Annotated in this window: 16 protein-coding genes; 7 read left to right on the top strand and 9 right to left on the bottom strand. The window is 68.0% G+C overall.

The features are described 5' to 3' along the window. Positions 1-138: 138 nt before the first annotated feature. Positions 139-846 carry a DUF2786 domain-containing protein gene (locus FIV50_RS00905; RefSeq protein WP_140035782.1) on the top strand — a complete coding sequence of 236 codons (708 nt, stop codon included), beginning with the start codon at positions 139-141 and terminating at the stop codon, positions 844-846. Positions 847-945: 99 nt separating this feature from the next. Here FIV50_RS00905 and FIV50_RS00900 read toward each other — a convergent pair whose 3' ends face one another. Next, positions 946-1,515, bottom strand: coding sequence for a TetR/AcrR family transcriptional regulator (locus FIV50_RS00900; RefSeq protein WP_235558896.1), 570 nt, complete (start codon positions 1,513-1,515; stop codon positions 946-948). Between the two features lie 72 nt (positions 1,516-1,587). Here FIV50_RS00900 and FIV50_RS00895 point away from each other — a divergent pair, with 72 nt between their 5' ends. After that, entirely contained in the window at positions 1,588-4,128 is a 2,541-nt protein-coding gene (locus tag FIV50_RS00895; protein ID WP_140035781.1) for an MMPL family transporter, read from the top strand. Between the two features lie 443 nt (positions 4,129-4,571). Here the strand turns inward: FIV50_RS00895 and FIV50_RS00890 are convergent, their stop codons facing one another. The 5 genes from FIV50_RS00890 to phnD are packed head-to-tail and all read right to left on the bottom strand — an operon-like array spanning position 4,572 to position 8,670. Next, complete coding sequence (locus FIV50_RS00890; protein ID WP_140035780.1) at positions 4,572-5,207, bottom strand: TetR/AcrR family transcriptional regulator; 636 nt, start codon at positions 5,205-5,207, stop codon at positions 4,572-4,574. Beyond that, positions 5,204-5,971 (bottom strand): tyrosine-protein phosphatase, encoded by a 768-nt coding sequence (locus FIV50_RS00885; protein WP_140035779.1) that lies wholly within the window; start codon positions 5,969-5,971, stop codon positions 5,204-5,206. Before FIV50_RS00885 ends, FIV50_RS00890 begins: the two co-directional genes overlap by 4 nt. Beyond that, positions 5,968-6,852, bottom strand: a complete 885-nt coding sequence (gene phnE, locus FIV50_RS00880; RefSeq protein WP_258184356.1) for a phosphonate ABC transporter, permease protein PhnE — start codon at positions 6,850-6,852, stop codon at positions 5,968-5,970. The genes FIV50_RS00885 and phnE overlap by 4 nt, the downstream gene beginning before the upstream one ends. Then, positions 6,836-7,729 carry a phosphonate ABC transporter ATP-binding protein gene (locus tag FIV50_RS00875; RefSeq protein WP_258184355.1) on the bottom strand — a complete coding sequence of 298 codons (894 nt, stop codon included), beginning with the start codon at positions 7,727-7,729 and terminating at the stop codon, positions 6,836-6,838. The genes phnE and FIV50_RS00875 overlap by 17 nt, the downstream gene beginning before the upstream one ends. After that, a complete protein-coding gene (gene phnD, locus FIV50_RS00870) occupies positions 7,726-8,670 on the bottom strand; it encodes a phosphate/phosphite/phosphonate ABC transporter substrate-binding protein (RefSeq protein WP_258184354.1) in 945 nt (314 codons plus the stop codon). Before phnD ends, FIV50_RS00875 begins: the two co-directional genes overlap by 4 nt. Before the next feature lie 128 nt (positions 8,671-8,798). Between phnD and FIV50_RS00865 the strand changes: the two genes are divergently transcribed. Beyond that, complete coding sequence (locus tag FIV50_RS00865; RefSeq protein WP_140035777.1) at positions 8,799-9,149, top strand: TraR/DksA family transcriptional regulator; 351 nt, start codon at positions 8,799-8,801, stop codon at positions 9,147-9,149. Between the two features lie 167 nt (positions 9,150-9,316). On the opposite strand, the gene FIV50_RS00860 is transcribed toward FIV50_RS00865, so the two are convergent. The 3 genes from FIV50_RS00860 to FIV50_RS00850 all read right to left on the bottom strand — a co-directional run bounded on the left by FIV50_RS00860 (position 9,317) and on the right by FIV50_RS00850 (position 12,045). Next, entirely contained in the window at positions 9,317-10,852 is a 1,536-nt protein-coding gene (locus FIV50_RS00860; protein WP_140035776.1) for a serine hydrolase domain-containing protein, read from the bottom strand. Between the two features lie 10 nt (positions 10,853-10,862). Then, positions 10,863-11,423 (bottom strand): ArsR/SmtB family transcription factor, encoded by a 561-nt coding sequence (locus tag FIV50_RS00855; RefSeq protein WP_140035775.1) that lies wholly within the window; start codon positions 11,421-11,423, stop codon positions 10,863-10,865. Between the two features lie 73 nt (positions 11,424-11,496). Further along, entirely contained in the window at positions 11,497-12,045 is a 549-nt protein-coding gene (locus FIV50_RS00850; RefSeq protein WP_140035774.1) for a hypothetical protein, read from the bottom strand. Positions 12,046-12,384: 339 nt separating this feature from the next. Between FIV50_RS00850 and FIV50_RS00845 the strand changes: the two genes are divergently transcribed. The 4 genes from FIV50_RS00845 (at position 12,385) to FIV50_RS00830 (ending at position 16,664) form a co-directional block, all read left to right on the top strand. Next, positions 12,385-14,031, top strand: a complete 1,647-nt coding sequence (locus FIV50_RS00845; RefSeq protein WP_140035773.1) for an integrase — start codon at positions 12,385-12,387, stop codon at positions 14,029-14,031. Positions 14,032-14,200: 169 nt separating this feature from the next. Next, a complete protein-coding gene (locus FIV50_RS00840) occupies positions 14,201-15,079 on the top strand; it encodes a hypothetical protein (RefSeq protein WP_181164281.1) in 879 nt (292 codons plus the stop codon). Continuing rightward, the gene (locus tag FIV50_RS00835; RefSeq protein ID WP_140035772.1) at positions 15,076-15,825 is read left to right on the top strand and encodes a spermidine synthase; all 750 of its coding nucleotides are present in this window, start codon (positions 15,076-15,078) and stop codon (positions 15,823-15,825) included. The genes FIV50_RS00840 and FIV50_RS00835 overlap by 4 nt, the downstream gene beginning before the upstream one ends. Continuing rightward, a complete protein-coding gene (locus FIV50_RS00830; protein WP_140035771.1) occupies positions 15,822-16,664 on the top strand; it encodes an SDR family NAD(P)-dependent oxidoreductase in 843 nt (280 codons plus the stop codon). Before FIV50_RS00835 ends, FIV50_RS00830 begins: the two co-directional genes overlap by 4 nt. The last annotated feature ends 29 nt before the right edge of the window (positions 16,665-16,693 follow it).

Genomic DNA, 16,693 nt, shown 5'->3' with positions numbered 1-16,693 from the left:
GAGCCTGCATCTGGAGCGGCGTCGTCTTCTGCACCGGCATCCACTCGTCTGGAGATATCCCCAGGGCCCGGAATCCGATGCCCGAATGTAGGCACCCCCGCGCAGGATTCGAGGCATCACAGATCCAAGGGGGATGCCATGACCGAAGCCAAACTCGACCTGATCGCCAAACTGCTTGCGAAGGCCGAGAGCACGACGCCTGAAGAGGCCGAGGCACTGACCGAGCACGCCGAGCGCCTGATCGTGAAATACGGGATCGAGCAGGCGCAGATCGACGAACGACGGGGGCTCCTGGGGCAGGCACAGGAGCAGATCATCACCGAGCGGATGCTGTTCCGCGGCGTCTACGCGAAAGACCTGCGCGAGATCGGGATCGGAGTCGCCCGAGCGCTCGAGACCGTGCGGCCTCTCGTCGGGGAGTTCCCGACGGTCGCCGCCCTCTATCTGGTGGGTCATGCGTCGGACGTGCAGCAGGCGCAGACGCTGACCGCGAGCCTCGAGGTGCAGGCCATGGTCGCGATGCGCGCATGGTGGCTCACGCACCGCGACCTCTATGCCGAGTGTCGCGAGGGCGAAAGGCGTCGGGCACGCAGCGGCTTCCTCCGTGGATTCGCCGTGGGAGTCATGAACCGCATCGCCGAGAGTCGACGCGTCGCGGTCGAACAGAGCAGCGACGGCACCGAACTCGTGCTCGTCTCGCGTCAGAGCCGCGTGGACGCCGCAGTGAGTGAGATGACGACGAAGGCTGCCCGGCCGAGGCGAGGAGCGGATGCGGCATCGTTCGCGTTCGGGCACCGATCGGGCCTGGACGCGCAGACGGGCAGCCAGACGGCGGTGGCTCGGTGAGGCCGAAGATGCGCAGCAGCCCCAGGAACAGGGCCGGTCGTCGCCTCCTTGCGCCCAGACTCGCTGGCCGTGCGATGAGTCGCAGCCCGCGCCGGAGGACTACCGAGAGAAGAAGAAGCGGGTCAGCCGCACGATCGAATCGGGGTCATGGTGCTCGCGCCCCAGCGACTCGACGATGATCGCTCCGAGGATCGCTCGTCCGAGCTGCTCGACAGGCGCGTCCTCAGCGAGCTGTCCGTCACGGATGCCACCGCGGATGCGCTCGGTGAGGTACTTCTCGACACCGAGGCTCTCACCGAGGTGTGCTCCGACGCCGGCATCCTCCGTCGCGGCTGCGACGAGCGAGCGCAGCAGAGCGCCTCCCTCGGGAGCCTCGAGGATCGACAGCACGCTGCGAAGCCAGGTCTCGACGTCCGCGGCCAGGTCTCCGGTGTCGGGGACGACGAAGTCGACGGGGATGAGTCGACCTTCGGCGAGGCATTCGCCGATCAGGGCTCCGCGCGACGGCCACCAGCGGTAGATGGTCTGCTTGCCGACCCCTGCCTCTTTCGCGATGCCCTCGATCGTGAGCCGGTCGTACCCCTGGTTGTGGAACAGGCGAGACGTCGCGTCGAGGATCGCCTCACGGGCAGCCGTGCTGCGCACGGGGCCGCTTCGATGCTCGTTCACCACACGTTCAGGATAACCACAGAACACTAGACGAGACGCCCCGTATGATCTATCCGTCTGAAGGAGATCGTTTTGGCTTCACTGCTGTACCGCCTGGGTTCGTTCGCTGCACGCAAGGCGTGGACGGTGATCGTCTCGTGGGTCGTCATCCTCGGACTGGGCGTCGGCGCCTTCCTCACTCTCGGCGGCACGCTGAGCAACAGCTTCGACATCCCGGGCACCGCGTCGGGAGCCGTCACCGACCAGCTCGCCGAGAAGCTGCCCGACACCGCGGGCGGCACCGGAACCGTCGTCTACCAGACGACCGACGGCTCAGCCTTCACCGAGGAGCAGAAGCAGGAGATCTCGAACCTCGCGACGAGCGCCGAAGATCTCGACGGCGTGGCCTCGGTCGTCGACCCGTTCGACGCCCAGCAGCAGCAGGCCGATCAGGAGCAGGAGCTCACTGACGGCGAGGCGCAGATCACCGATGGCCGCACCCAGTTGGATGCCGGTCAGTCGCAGCTCGACGACGGTCGGGCCCAGCTCGAGGCCGGACTCGAGCAGCTGACCACCGCGCGGTCGCAGGCGGAAGCGGGCGGTGCTCCCGCCGAGCAGCTCGCCGCTCTGGATGCGCAGATCGACGCTCTGAATGCGCAGGCAACCGAGCTCGACGCGCAGCAGAAGACCATCGACGACTCGCGCGCCGAGCTCGAGTCCAACGCCGAGCAGGCCGACCTCGGATCCACGCTGCTCGATCTGACGGACGGCATCGGCGTCGTATCCGATGACGGCTCGACCGCGATCGTCAACGTCTCGTTCGAAGACCCCCGCCTCGAGCTCTCGGAAGAGGTCAAGCAGGGCACGATCGAGCACTTCGACTCGTCGCCGATCGACGGCGTGGAGGTCGACTTCGGCACCGACATCGCCCAGGGCGTTCCCGAGATCTTCGGCGTCGGCGAGGCGATCGGCCTCGCGTTCGCGGCCGTCGTGCTGATCGTGATGCTCGGCACGCTCATCGGCGCAGCACTCCCGATCGTGACAGCCGTCGTGGGCGTGGGCGTCGGCGTGACCGCATCCCTCGCCTTCTCGGGCGTCGTCGACATGGCGTCCGTCACTCCGGTGCTGGGTGTGATGCTCGGACTCGCCGTCGGCATCGACTACTCGCTCTTCATCGTGAACCGGCACCGCAAGCAGCTGCTCAACGGCGTTCCGGTGCGCGAGTCCATCGGCCTCGCCACCGGCACCTCGGGCACCGCTGTCGTGTTCGCGGGCACCACGGTGATCGTGGCCCTGCTGGCCCTCAACGTGACGGGCGTGCCCTTCCTCGGGCTCATGGGCACGGTCGGAGCGGTCTGCGTCGCCGTCGCCGTGCTCGTCGCGATCACGCTCGCCCCCGCGATCCTCGGGCTCGTCGGAACGCGACTGCTCAGCGGCAAGGCTCGCGCCACGATCGGGCAGCCGCACGCCGCGGGCAAGCCTGTGAAGCGGATGTCGACGCTGCGCGCGGTCGTCACCGTGCTCGTCAGCGTCATCGCGCTGCTGATCGTCGCGATCCCCTCGATGTCGATGCGCCTCGGTCTTCCCGACGGCGCGAGCGAGCCCTCCGACTCGACCAGCTATCGTGCGTTCCACGTCGTCGACGAGCAGTTCGGCCAGGGAGCCAACGGGCCGCTGCTCGTCACCGCGACTCTCGATGACGCGGTGAGCGACGACGACCTGCTCGCCACGCAGGTCGAGGTCGCCCAGAAGATCGCCGACCAGGATGACGTCGTGGCCGTCGCGCCGATCGCGACCTCCGACGACAACACCCTGCTCGCGTTCCAGGTGCTCCCCGCCGAGGGCCCGAACAGCGCGTCGACCGAGAAGCTCGTGCAGGACATCCGTGCTCTGCCGCAGCTCGACGGGGGCATCACGCTCGGCGTCGCCGGGCAGGCCGCGACCAACATCGACATCTCCGAGGCACTCGCCGGCGTCCTGCCGCTCTACCTCGTGGTCGTCGTCGGGCTGTCGCTGCTCATCATGATCGTCGTGTTCCGCTCGCTGCTCGTCCCCATCATCGCGACCGGAGGCTTCGTGCTCTCGCTCTTCGCGACGTACGGCCTCATCGTCGCGGTGTTCCAGTGGGGCTGGGGCGCCGAGATCATCGGCCTGCACAGCACCGGCCCGATCCTGAGCTTCCTGCCGGTCATCCTCGTCGGCATCCTGTTCGGGCTGGCGATGGACTACCAGCTGTTCCTCGCCTCGGGCATGCGCGAGGCGTATGTGCACGGCGCCTCGGCTCGGGATGCCGTCGCGCAAGGCTTCCGGGCCGGCCGCTCGGTCGTCATCGCTGCGGCGCTCATCATGGTCTCGGTGTTCGGCGGCTTCATCTTCTCGGAGTCGACCATCATCCGCTCGATCGGCTTCGGTCTCGCCTTCGGTGTGCTGCTCGACGCCTTCGTCGTGCGGATGCTGCTCATGCCCGCCCTGATGCATCTGCTCGGCCGGTCTGCCTGGTGGCTCCCGCGGTGGCTCGACCGCATCCTCCCCAACGTCGACATGGAGGGCGCAGCGCTCGAACGCGACCACCCCGGCGTGCGGACAGACACGGTTCAGGTCGTATCAAGTGCGGAGACGACCGAGGCGCGCTGACGCCACCCCCGCGGGTCACCTGACACCACCCCAGAAGGCGCATCGACGCCACCCGGCAGAACGTGCTGGCGGCACGGCAGGCAAGTACGCTGACGCCACCCCGGCCGGCGCGGCTTCAGGTTGCTCGACGGCGGCGCCCGCGAGGCGACCCACATCCGGGCGAGTGACAGGCTCGCGGGGTGGCTGAGGCTGCTGGACGCTTGACGCCAGGTTGGCTGATCGAATCTCGGATGGCTGGAAGGACAACGACGATTCGCCCGCCATCCGGGAATCCATCAGCCGAACGCACCCGCCAGCCCAGCCCGCACACTTGGGCGCGGATCGGATGCCCTTCGTCTGGGTTCGGATGGCTGATCGAATCCCGGATGGCTGGAAGGACAACGACGGTTCGCCCGCCATCCGGGAATCCAACAGCCGAACGCACCGGAACACAGGGGCGGGGCTCAGGCGATGACCATCCCGCGCCAGACCACCTCGACAGCGGAGCGCATGCGGGTGGCTACTGCGGGGTCGTCCATCCGGTCGCCGCGCACGACGATCTGGTAGTACGCGGCGCCGGCGATCGCGTCGAAGCACGCCTCAACATCGAGATCAGCCCGCAGCTCGCCGCGAGCGATCCCTGCGCGCAGCGCGTTCAGCAACGGCACTCGTCGGCGCGACACGTGCGACTGCCAGTACGCCTTCTGCAGGGCACGGTCGGCCATCACCAGACGGATGCGCTGACGGAAACGTTCCTCTGCATAGCCGGATGCCGCGACAGACAGCGCCACTCCGTTCTCGCCGAGCCCCAGCCCGTCGAACAGCGCATCGCGAAGATCGACATCGTCCGGATACTCCGGCGGCACCAGACGCCCGACATCGAGGGCCGCAGCGATCAACGTCGTGAGCGACGGCCAGCGACGGTACAGCGCCGCCCGGCTCACCCCGCTGCGCGCGACCACGCGGCTGACCGTCACGTCCTCCCCCGCGTCGATGATCTCGAGGGTGGCGGCGAGGATCATGCCGTCCATGTCTTCATCCCGCGGACGACCGGGGCGACGACGGACCGCCGCCCCGGCATCCACATCGACGGTCGTCACGCGGCGAGCGCCCGCTCGCGAAGACGTGCGATCGTCGCTTCCGACAGCCCGGCCGCTCGCAGCGGAGCGAGAGCGTCGCCGTGCTGCTCGCGAAGAGTGTCGAGCAGGGTGCGCATTGACACCTCCATCGAACCTCCGAGCAGTGCGGAGCTCGCGCCGGCGGCATCCGCGTCGAAGCCGAGCGCCTTCCACATCGCGCCCATCACGGGAGCGGTGCGCTGCATGATCGCGACCATGTTGCCGCCGGTGAGGGCGTAGTCGGCGACGATGTCGTCATCTGCCGCTCCGAGCGCGAGCAGCAGCATCGCCGCGACGACACCGGTGCGATCACGTCCGGCGGCGCAGTGGAACGCCGCGGTTCCCGGGGTGTGGGCGATCACGTTCAGCGCCGTGACGAGCTGTGGTGCGGCGACCTCGACCATGCGCAGGTACATCCGCCCCATCGCGTCGTGGGTGAGCTCGGGGGCGTCCCGCTTCATCGACTCCCCGACATCCGCGATCAACGGCAGGTGGTGGTAGGCCACGGGGTAGTCGGCGAGCGGTCCGCGACCGGTGACCGAGACCTCCAGCGGCGAGCGCAGGTCGATGATCGCGGTGAGCCCGGCGGCGACCAGCTGTGCAGCCACCTCGGTCGGCACGTAGGCGAGGTCGTCGGTGCGGATGGCGAGCCCCTCGCGCAGCACGCCGCCGTCGATCGGGATTCCGCCGAGATCGCGCAGGTTGACGGGGGCGCTGAGCACGAGGTCGATGTCTGCGATGGTCATGTGATTCTCCTTCGGATGAGGGCACTGCCCTGGTCGATCGCCGTGACGAGCACGATGATGCAGATGATGATGGCGCTGAGGTGGCCGTAGTCGTACATGCGCATCGCGGTGGTCAGCTCGAGGCCGATTCCACCGGCGCCGACGAGGCCCAGGATGGTCGCTCCGCGCACATTGCCCTCGAACAGCAGCAGTGTGTACGAGGTGAGCAGGGGTGCGGACTGCGGCAGGATGCCGTATTGGATGACCTGCCGCTTGGAAGCGCCGACGGCCTCCATCGCGACGACGGGTCCGCGGTCGACCTGCTCCATGGCCTCGGCGAAGATCTTGCCGATCGATCCGATGGATCCGAGCGTCATGGCCAGGATGCCGGCGAACGGGCCGAGTCCGACGGCCGAGACGAACATGAGCGCGAAGACGAGGTCGGGCACCGAGCGGATGATGTTCATCACCCAGCGCGTCGGGTAGTAGACCCATTTGGGTGCGATGTTCGACGACGCTCCGAACGCGGCGAGCAGCGACAGCACAGCGCCCAGCACGGTTCCGACGACCGCCATCTGGAACGTCTCGAGCAGCAGCGCGAGAATCGTGCCGATCTTCGAGAAGTCCGGCGGAAACAGCCTCGACAGGAACTCGCCCATGTTGACGGCGCCGTCGCCCAGCTTGATGAAGTTGAACTCGGCGCCGTTGAACGACCAGATCAGCAGCAGCGCCGCGATCGGCAGACCGATCAGGAACCGAGCACGCGGGATGCGGAAGGCGCGCTCCAGGCGCGACCGCTCCCCCGCATCGAGAGCGGGGCGCATGTTCGGACGGTCTGCCTTGCCACCCGCCGTGTTGCCGGTCGGGCCGCCCGTCGAACGCGGGTCAGTGGTGAGCGTCATCGTCGTGCTCCTCGTCGTCGTAGAGCGGCGACAGCGCCGCGGCATCCAGCTGTGATGTGGCGCCGGCGACCAGCATCCGCCCGTGCCGCAGTCCGATGATGCGGTCGCTGTGCGCGAGCGCGAGCGGCAGCACGTGCAGGCTGACCAGCACCGGGATGCCGTCTTCGGTCGCGATCTCGCGCAGCAGCTCGAGCACCGAGTCGGCGAGCTTGGGGTCGAGTGACGCGACCGGCTCGTCGGCCAGGATGACCTTGGGCTGCTGCATGAGTGCGCGGGCGATCGCGACGCGCTGCTGCTGGCCGCCCGAGAGCGAGCGCGCAGGGGCATTGGCCTTGTGCGCGATGCCGACCCGGTCGAGCAGTTCGAGCGCGCGGCGGCGATGCGCGCCCGAGAAGCCGCCGATCATGTTGATCGGACCGGCACCGTGCAGCGCTCCGGTGAGCACATTCGTCATGACGCTGAGTCGCGGGATCAGGTTGAACTGCTGGAACACCTGGCCGACATCAGACCGCAGGGTGCGCAGCTCGCCCCGGGCGAGGTTGGTGACATCGTGTCCCGCGACGCGCACCGACCCGGCCGAGATGGGCGCGAAGCCGGTGAGACTGCGCATCAGCGTCGACTTGCCCGAACCCGAAGCGCCGAGCAGCGCGACCATCTCACCGGGGAACAGGTCGAGGTCGACGCCGTCGAGCACCGTGGTGATGTCGTACGCGACGCTCAGGTCGCGCACCGACACGAGCGGCAGTGACTGACGCAGCTCGGCGGTAGGGGTGCGGGTGGAGGACGTTTCGTCTCGTCGCTCCGCTCGTCGCTCAACGACCAGGACTTCGTCGCTCGTTGAGCGAGCGGAGCGAGACGAAACGCTCGGGTTCGTCACTTGAGGTCCTTGAGTTCGACGCCGGCGACCGCGGCGATCTCAGCGAAGGACTCGAACGACGAGCCGTCGGGGTCGACGGTCTGCTCGGACGCGGCGAACGATCCGTAGGCTCCGAGGGCCTCGGCGTTCTCGGGCGAGAAGACCTCGGCGATGCCGTCCTGGATGACCTTGCGGGTCTCGTCATCGAGCGACTGACGGCCGAGCACCGCACCCTGGATGTCCATGGCAGGGCTCTCGCCGACCGCGCGCCACTCGCCGTCGGCGAAGGGGAACATCGGGGCACCGAGCTCTGTGAGCATGACGGCGGTGCAGGCGGCATCCACCTGTCCCTGCTGCAGGGCCGCGAAGCTGCCCTCATGGCCGCCCGCGAAGATCGCCTCGTAGTCGGTGCCCTGTTCGAGGCCCGCCTCGAACAGCATGTACACCGGCATGAAGTAGCCCGAGCTCGATGCCTGATCGGCGAACGCGACCGTCTTGCCCTCGAGGTCCTCGACCGTCTGGACCGGCGAATCATTCAGCACGACGCAGGTCGAGACCGGCTTGCCGTCGCCCTGGAAGGCGACGAGTGCGTCGACCTCGCCCGTGTTGACGGCGAGGGCCGAGGGGAAACCGCTCATGATGCCGATGTCGACGTGGTCGGCGCGAATCGCCTCGACGACGCTCAGATAGTCGGGCACGTCGGTGATCTCGACGTCGCGGCCGGTGGATTCTTCGAGCAGCTCGGCGAAGACCTCGATGGGGTTCTCGGCGGTGGGGTCGTCGCCGACGGGGAGCGTCGCGATCGTGATGGGAGCGTTCGGGTCGGCGGGAGCCGCTTCGGCGGTCGGGCTCTGGCAGCCGGTGAGGGCGAGGGCGGCGAGGCCGAGGAGGCCGACGGCGGGCAGGGTGAAGCGGCGCATGATGACCTTTCGGGAGGAGATGTTCCCGAATTCCGAGAACACGAGTATTCCAACTCGCGAAGGTGACAGGGAATTACGAGACCGCCGTACTCGAAACGGAACGCTGGGTGAACGACTGGTGCCGATGGTCGGGCGGGCCGGATGTCGGAGCCCCGTCTTAGAGTGCGCAGATGACCCCTGATGCCCGTGCTCGCCTCGAACAGCTGCGCACCCGGGCTGCAGAGCGAGTCGCAGCGACCGGGGCCACCCTCGCCGAGCTGATGCACGACCGGGAGGGCTCGAACGACGACGACGAGCACGACCCCGAGGGCGTCACACTCTCGTCGGAGTGGTCACGGCTGACCGGGCTCGCCGAGGCGGCGGCATCCGAACTCCGGCAGGTCGATGATGCGATCGCTCGCCTGGATGCCGGCACTTACGGCATGTGCGCGAACTGCGGCCGACCGATTCCAGAAGCACGGCTCGAGGTTCGCCCCTTCGCCACGCACTGCGTCGCCTGCGCGGAGAAGCTCGGACTCTGAGCCGGGGCCTCCGGTGCAGTGGCGACGTTTCGTCTCGGGCGGCTCCGCCGTCCTCGCTCAACGACCGGGTCTGGCGGCCCCGCCGTCCTCGCCCAACGACCGGGCAGATCGGGCGGCCCCGCCGTCCTCACCCGACGACCTGGCAGATCGGGCGGCGCGGCACCAGGTCACCAGAGGAAGGTGACCCCCACGGCGAGCACCGCGCCGAGCACGGCGACCGCCCAACAGTACCAGGCGCGGCGGCGAGGGACGAAGGGCAGGCGAGCCCGCGACGCCCGGAGAACGAGGATGCCGATCGCGGCGAGCGCCGGCGCGAACGCGATGCCCCACAGCCAGCCGCCGACGGAGAACCACGGCCCGCTGTGCCAAAGCAGCAGGAGGCCGAAGGCCGCCCAGATCAGGTCGCCGATCGACGGCAGCAGCGCCTTGACCCGGAACGCGCGGATCAGGGCGACCAGGCTCAGCACCAGTGCGAGCCCGAAGATGCCCCACGCGATGCCGACGGATGCACCGTCGACCGCGGGAATCGGCGCGCCCGACACATAAGACATGGCGATGTAGTCGGCCGGGGCCACTGTGTTCGACAGCGCGAGGAAGGCGGTGCCGTCCTCGCGGTCGAGCGTGAGCATGGTGCGGAATCCCCCGGTTCCGCCGTTGTGCCAGGTCTGCAGGCCGTCGCCGTCGAACGCGGCCGATGTGATCCATCCCCATCCGATCTCGACCCCTTCTCCCATGGGCGCGGTCGGGTCGAGGGCTGCTGTGCCCGGGGCGCTGCCGTCGAGGTTGGCCTGCGCCCACAGCGCGAGGTCTGCCGCGGTGGTGAACGTCGACGCGCCGGCGGGCAGGTAGCCCTCTCCCCACCACCGAGGAGCGGGAACGCCGTTGACCAGGAATCCGGGCACAGCATCGGCGGGCACCTCGTCGGCGGTCGCGGCGACGATCGTGTCGTCCATGCCGAGCGGTTCCGTGATGCGCTCTCTCAGCAGCGCCGCGTAGTCACCGGCATCCGCCGCCTCGACGAGCGCCGTTCCGAGCAGCGAGACGGCGAAGTTCGAATAGACCGAACCCTGATCGGGGTCGACCGGCGCGACCGCGGCGTCGGCGATCAGCTGCTCGGTCGTGGTGGTCGCGTAGGGGTTCTCGTTGAGGAGGACGCCGCTCAGTGCCTCCGCCTCAGCCGTGGCGCCGAGTCCGGGCAGACCCGAGGAATGCTGCGACAGCGACGCGAGCGTCACCTCACCGGCGGCCGTTCCTTCGAGCTCGGGAAGATGTTCGGCGAGCTGATCGTCGGCGTCGACCTCGCGGCGTTCGATCGCATCGGCGAACAGCGCGCCGGTGAAGGTCTTGGTGATGGATCCGAGCTCGAACACCGTGTCGGCGGTCGGGGCCCCGGGGTCCGCCGGGTCGGCATCGCCGAGTCCCGCGAAGACGGCCCCGTCGGGGCCGATCTCGGCGACCGAGAGTGCGCGGAAGCTGTCGAGACTGCCGGGCAGAGAGCGGATGCGGTCGGCGAGCGCCTCATCGCCCGCGGTCGACGCGCTGACCGTCTGATGCTGCGGACCGATCGCCGCACCGAGCGCGACACCGACGACTGCAGCCGCGCCGATCACGGCGAGGATCGCTCGAGTGGGGCGGCGGCGCGGAGCATCCGGTGCGCTCTGGTGGTCGTGCAGGTCGGGGGAAGGGATCGAGGGGGTGGTCACGGTGGGCTCCTCAGCTCGAAGCGATCATGGTCAGGACGAGAAGGGGCACCACGCGGGCAGCCGGCACCTCGTAGTACCCGCGGCGCGGAGAGACGAGCCACCCCGCAGTGACGAGCTGCCGCAGGTGGTGGTAGAGCTGGCCCGACGAGGCGAGGTGCTCGAGCTGCAGCAGCTCGGCCGTCGTGTGCGCTCCGCGCATCACCTGGCGCACGAGCTCGATGCGTGCCGGGTGCCCCAGGGCTTCGAGCGGACGGGCGAGATCGCTCCAATCGTGCGCGAGCAGCCCTTCTGCATGCAGCCCGTACTGCCAGCGCACCGGCCCCGCCTGCGTCTCGACCGCACCGGCCATCATCACCACACCTGGCGCGCGACGGCCGAGCTCGTTCACGAACCAGAGCGGATCGTCGGAGCCGGCGGGGTCTGACGCAGCATCCATCCCCTCCAATTCCGCACCGTCTTCCGCACCGTCAGCGGATGCGGCGGAGTGACCAGCGAGTGCGGAGAGCCGTGCGACCTCGTGCTCGAGGTCGGCCAGTCGGCGCTCGATCGTGCTCTGGTCGTCGGGTTCCATGATCCGAACTTATCAAAAGTTCGTAATTACGGAAATTGAGTATTTGCAGTCCGCTCAGAGCCAGGATGCCGGTTCAGAGCCTCCCGAACGCGATCGCCGCGCACATCGTGCCTACCATGAGCAGGATCGGCGCCGCCACGATGCCGCACCAGAAGCTCCGGGCGGCGTCTCTGTCGGGCACCAGCGCAGCGGCCAGCGCGGCAATGGCCATGAGTGCGCCGGCGAACACGAAGACCGGCTGCTGGAACACCCAAGCGAGCGGGATGAAGTGGATGCCGACGACCGCCAGCACGAGCGGGGCGATGAGGTCGGTGCGCTTGCGTCTCGTCGCCCAGATCGCGAGCACGATGATCACGACAACCTCGATCCAGAAGACCACCAGATACCAGGTCGAGGCCGTGCCACCCCAGCTGATCGCCGTCGGCGCCGACCAGTTGCGGATCGCCGCGGGCAGACTGATCCCGGCCAGAGCCGCGCCGCCGAGACTGAGCACACCGAGGATCACGCGCCAGATCCAGTGTTTCGGCGGACGCTCCTGCGCCCACCCCGCCCACACGAATGCGGCGATCCCGAAGATCACCCCGGTCATCAGCAGGTCACGCGGGAAATCGTCGATGATCATGCGCACAGGCTAACCGGGAGCGTCCGCCGGGCACAGGTCCGGACTCGACGCGCCGGGCGAGTTCTGTATCCCGGGCACGAGTTCGGACCCCAGACTTCGGGATCGGTTCTGCATCCCGATCACGATCTCGGAACCCAGGCGCCTCTAGCGAGTCAGCGTTGGTGCGCGGGCATCCTCTTCCGGCACGCCCGCGAAGGCTGGGGGCGGGTGAGACCGCCATGGGACTTCGGACGTTGTTCTCTGAAACGAAAGAAAGTGGAGGACGGCCCGAAGGCGGTGCTCCACTTTTAGTCTTTCGGCGCGGTAACGCCTGTCTGAAGTTTACGGCATGATCGCATGATGAGCAACGCCGCAGTCACCGCCAGTGGAATCGTCGCGCCAGCAGACGAAGCGTTCGGTTCTTCGTTGTACGCAGACCTGGTGGGGGCGCGGCTGCTCGACTTCTTCCAAGCAACCTCGCCATGGCAAAGACGGTTGTGGGATGTCGGGACATGCCTTGTGCTGGATGAACTCATCGAAGCGACCGAGTGGCGGGCGAGAAGAGTGCTGAGCGACGGAGCGGTTGCATGGCTCGCAAAAGACGCCGAGCGGATTGCCGGTCGCGATCCCGCGATCGGCGAGGCAGCGTTCCGCAAACACCTCACGGAGACGCTCCGCAGTTCGCTCCAGGATGGAACCCGACATGTCCGTCGCCTTCGGGAGTTGTCTGAGATGGCGGCCACCGGCTACATCGACCGATGGTTAGGCTTGCTTCGGGGCGGCAAGCGGCCGTCGATCGAGCGGTTTGCGCGCGCGGTCGGAGCCCATCTACTGGACTCGGGGTACAGCCTCCCATTCCTCCGAAGCTGGGTTCACCAACACATCAGGACGCAATCGACACTCAAGGGCCTCCTCGTGTCCGCAGCGGATTTAGCTACCCGCCCCGAGAAGGACTATGACGTCGTGGTTCCTTTCCGCTCCGTGCCACGGGCAAATACGGCCCTGACTCAACGAGAACCGACGTGGCGGTCTGCTTCTGTTGTGAGCCAGTGGCTGACAGACAACGGGAGCAACACCTCAGGGGTGCGGCAAGTAGGAGGCTTCACCTACCGGGTACGGAGCCGCGATCCGCTCGGCGCAGCACTGCTCGCAACCGAGCGAGTCGATCGGCTTGTGTCGCGCGCGACACTCGCACGCGGTCGCGATGAGGCTCCCGAACCGCAGGGATCGATCTGGGTCTCGGGATCGGAGCACCCGTTTCGACTCGAACGGACGAGTCGCGGTGCATTTGTGCTGTCCCTCGTCGCTGAGTCCCGCCTTTACGACGTCAACGACCGCACCGACCTGGACGACGCCCTCGAGCTAGCGTCAGTCCTCAACCTCGGCTCTCCGGGCCCCGCGATCGCATCCGGTTGGGCGGCGGTCGAGGCGCTCCTGGTCTCATCACAAGACGCCGAGGACTCGAAAGCTGGTCGAGGCGCTATCGCAGCCGACCGGCTGGCATCGCTCGTGGCGTGCTCTTGGCCGCGAGCTGATCTCACGGCCCTCTCATACAAGCACTCTCCGGCCACTCAGGACCTTGTGTCGAAACGATTGGCAGTAGCATCCTCCAACCAGCAGCGAAGCGCGATCGTTGCGTCCGCCCTTGCAAGCGGCCAAAGCCTGTCTCTCCGATCACCGTCCGATCGGGCCGCGGAGTCGCGCATGATCCGCCTGATGTCTGCCAAGCGCCCAACGCTGCACGACGTCGAGGCGCACGTACGCAGCGCAATGCGCAGGCTCTATCGCCAACGCAACATCGTGATGCATGGGGGCTCGACAAACACTCTCGCTCGTGACGCGACGCTACGAACCTGCGCACCCCTGGTTGGGGCAGGACTAGATCGAATCACGCACGCGCGTATCGCCCGTTCGGAGAGCGCCCTGCAGCTGTCTGAGCGGGCCCAACTCAGTCTCACGCTCGTCGGCAGCGACGGCGGACCTGAGATCACCGATCTTCTGGGATAGCGGACCCACCATTGCGGCAATGCCATGATGCTGGTCCCCGGCAGCCGTCGCGGCCCAACGATCAGCTCAGATACCGCCGCCACAGGAGCCGCGCTCGCACCTCGCGCCCGACCTCGGGCCGGTCGATCGCCACGACGCCGCCTGACCCGAGAAGTAGGCTGAGGACATCATGGACGAGTTCATCCGGGGCTTCTGGATCTTTGCGGGCAACTACTGGTGGCTCGTCTTCCCCATCCTCGGCATGGCCGGAGGTGCCGCGAAGGCGTGGGAGCGCAGCGCGAAGCGCCGCCATGAACGACGCATCGAGACTCTGCGACTCAAGGCGGAGATCAAGACCGCGCAGCTCGAGGCCCGCAGCGGCCGCGCGAAGCGCATCGGCCCGGCGGTCGTCGACACACGGGCCTCGGTCGCACCGAACACCCTGCTCGAGCGTCTCTTCTCAGAGCACGACGAGATCACCGCCCGCTGGCTCGACTACGAGCTCGACGTCGCGAAGCTCATCGCCTTCCCCGCCATGAGCGACGGCCGCCAGCCGCTGGTCGCCGCGTTCCTGCGGGCCAAGAAGACAGCGGATGCACTGCGCCCTCCGTCCGCCGACTCGACTGTCACCGAGCGGCAGGTCTCGGAGTACCTCGACGCGGTGGGCGCGTATGCTGTGGCGTTCGAGATCGCCGAGAAGGATGCCCGCAGACTGCGCGACTCGACGTTCACCGACCCCGAGCGCAAGCGTCTCGACCGCGCACAGCAGCTGCTCAAGGTCGCCGTCGACGAATCCGCCACGCAGGCTGAGCGCAACGTGGCGTACCGCCGTGTGCGCGACGAGCTCGAAGGGCTGATCCTGCTGAGCGACGAAGCCGTGCAGGTGCTTGAGAAGCAGGTGGCCCGCGAGCTGCCCGCGCACGCGACGCCCGCGCCCCCTGCAGACGCGCCTGCTCCGGAGCCCGAGCGGATCGTCCTGCCCTCCGCGACGACAGCTCCCCCGCCCCGGGCCAGAACAGGGGAGCCCGCGCAGCCGAGCGCAGACGACGACCGGGAGACTCCGCAGTGATCACGAGATTCGAAGAGCTCGACTGGCAGGAGACGCCGATCGGCGAGCTGACACTGCGCCGACGCACCGAGCCCGCTGTCGGCCAGGAGGTCTACGAGGTCAGGCTCGGCGACGAATACCTGATGTCGAGCCTGTTCACGGTGGCGGAGGAGGAGCTCTCGAACCTCGGCCTGGCCGCTGTCGACGGCGACGATCTCTCGGTCCTCGTCGGTGGCCTCGGGCTCGGATACACGGCCGTCGCGGCGCTGCGCGATGAGCGTGTGGCCTCGCTCACCGTGGTCGACCGGCTCGGCGCGGTGATCGGCTGGCATCAAAGGCTGCTGCTGCCCGTCTCGGCTGAGCTCGTCGAAGACCCGCGCACGACTCTGGTCGAAGACGACTTCTTCGCCCTGGTTCGGGCAGCACCGCGCGATGACCACCGCGGATACTCCGCGATACTGCTGGACGTCGACCACTCGCCGCGCCACCAGCTCGACCCCACCCACGCCGACCTCTACACCGCAGACGGCCTGCGCGCACTCGACCGGCACCTCGCAGCCGGTGGCGTCTTCGCGCTGTGGTCGGATGATCCGCCCGACGACGACTTCATGCGCGAGATGCACGCGGTGTTCGATGATGCGATCGCCCACGTGGTCGACTTCGCGAACGCCGTCACGGGCGGGACATCGTCGAACACCGTCTATGTCGCGCGCAGTCGCCGTGCGATGGACGCGGCTGCCGAGCCTGCCCCGAAGGCAGCCTCATGACCCCGAAGACGGTCGTGCTCACCGGAGCATCCGACGGCATCGGCGCAGCCGCAGCGCGTCAACTCGCAGCATCCGGCCACCGACTGATCCTGGTCGGCCGCTCTGTCGAGAAGACGCGGGCGGTCGCCGCCGACACGGGTGCCGAGTGGTTCACCGCCGACTTCGCGAGGCTCGACGACGTGCGCGAGCTCGCGACGAAGATCGCGGATGCCGTCGGCGACGGCGGCATCGACGTGCTCGCGAACAACGCGGGAGGTATCTTCGGCGACCCGACCCCGACGGTCGACGGCTTCGAGAAGACCATGCAGGTGAACCACCTCGCGCCCTTCCTGCTGACGAACCTGCTGCTGCCCCAGCTGCGCACGGGCAGCGCGGCGATCATCAACACGTCGAGCGTCGCGCACCGCCTTTTCGCAAAGCTCGACATCGACGACCTCGACAACCGCAAGAACTTCAGCGCGAACCGGGCCTACGGAGACGCGAAGCTCGCGAACGTGCTGTTCACGAAGAGCCTGCACACGAAGTTCCACGACGAGGGAGTGACGTCGGTCGCCTTCCACCCCGGAACCGTGCAGACCAACTTCGCCTCGGACTCGAACACGCTCATGCGGTTCGTCTACCGCACCCCGCTCAAGCGCCTGCTGCTGATCACCAGCGAGAAGGGCGGCAGCACCCTGAGCTGGTTCATCGAGGGCACGCCCGACGAGACCTGGATCTCGGGCGAGTACTACGACGAGCGAGTGCTGACACGTCGCGTGAACCCCCGCATCGAGGATGCCTCCCTCGCCGAGGCGCTGTGGCAGAAGAGCGCCGAACTCGTCGGTATCGACGCCTGCTGACGCGAGCGGTGGCATAGATGGCGCGTACA

The sequence above is a fragment of the Microbacterium foliorum genome, assembly GCF_006385575.1.
GTDB classification, from domain to species: Bacteria; Actinomycetota; Actinomycetes; order Actinomycetales; family Microbacteriaceae; genus Microbacterium; species Microbacterium foliorum_B.
Note: the sequence above shows the minus strand (reverse complement) of the source record. Positions and strands in the feature narration are given on the sequence as shown.

Excerpts from the sequence above, each read along its gene's own strand:
- FIV50_RS00865 (WP_140035777.1), top strand. The coding sequence starts at position 8,799 with ATGACCCCTGATGCCCGTGCTCGCCTCGAACAGCTGCGCACCCGGGCT.
- FIV50_RS00830 (WP_140035771.1), top strand. The coding sequence starts at position 15,822 with ATGACCCCGAAGACGGTCGTGCTCACCGGAGCATCCGACGGCATCGGC.
- FIV50_RS00845 (WP_140035773.1), top strand. The coding sequence starts at position 12,385 with ATGAGCAACGCCGCAGTCACCGCCAGTGGAATCGTCGCGCCAGCAGAC.
- FIV50_RS00905 (WP_140035782.1), top strand. The coding sequence starts at position 139 with ATGACCGAAGCCAAACTCGACCTGATCGCCAAACTGCTTGCGAAGGCC.
- FIV50_RS00850 (WP_140035774.1), bottom strand. The coding sequence starts at position 12,045 with ATGATCATCGACGATTTCCCGCGTGACCTGCTGATGACCGGGGTGATC.
- phnE (WP_258184356.1), bottom strand. The coding sequence starts at position 6,852 with ATGACGCTCACCACTGACCCGCGTTCGACGGGCGGCCCGACCGGCAAC.
- FIV50_RS00840 (WP_181164281.1), top strand. The coding sequence starts at position 14,201 with ATGGACGAGTTCATCCGGGGCTTCTGGATCTTTGCGGGCAACTACTGG.
- FIV50_RS00885 (WP_140035779.1), bottom strand. The coding sequence starts at position 5,971 with ATGACCATCGCAGACATCGACCTCGTGCTCAGCGCCCCCGTCAACCTG.
- FIV50_RS00855 (WP_140035775.1), bottom strand. The coding sequence starts at position 11,423 with ATGGAACCCGACGACCAGAGCACGATCGAGCGCCGACTGGCCGACCTC.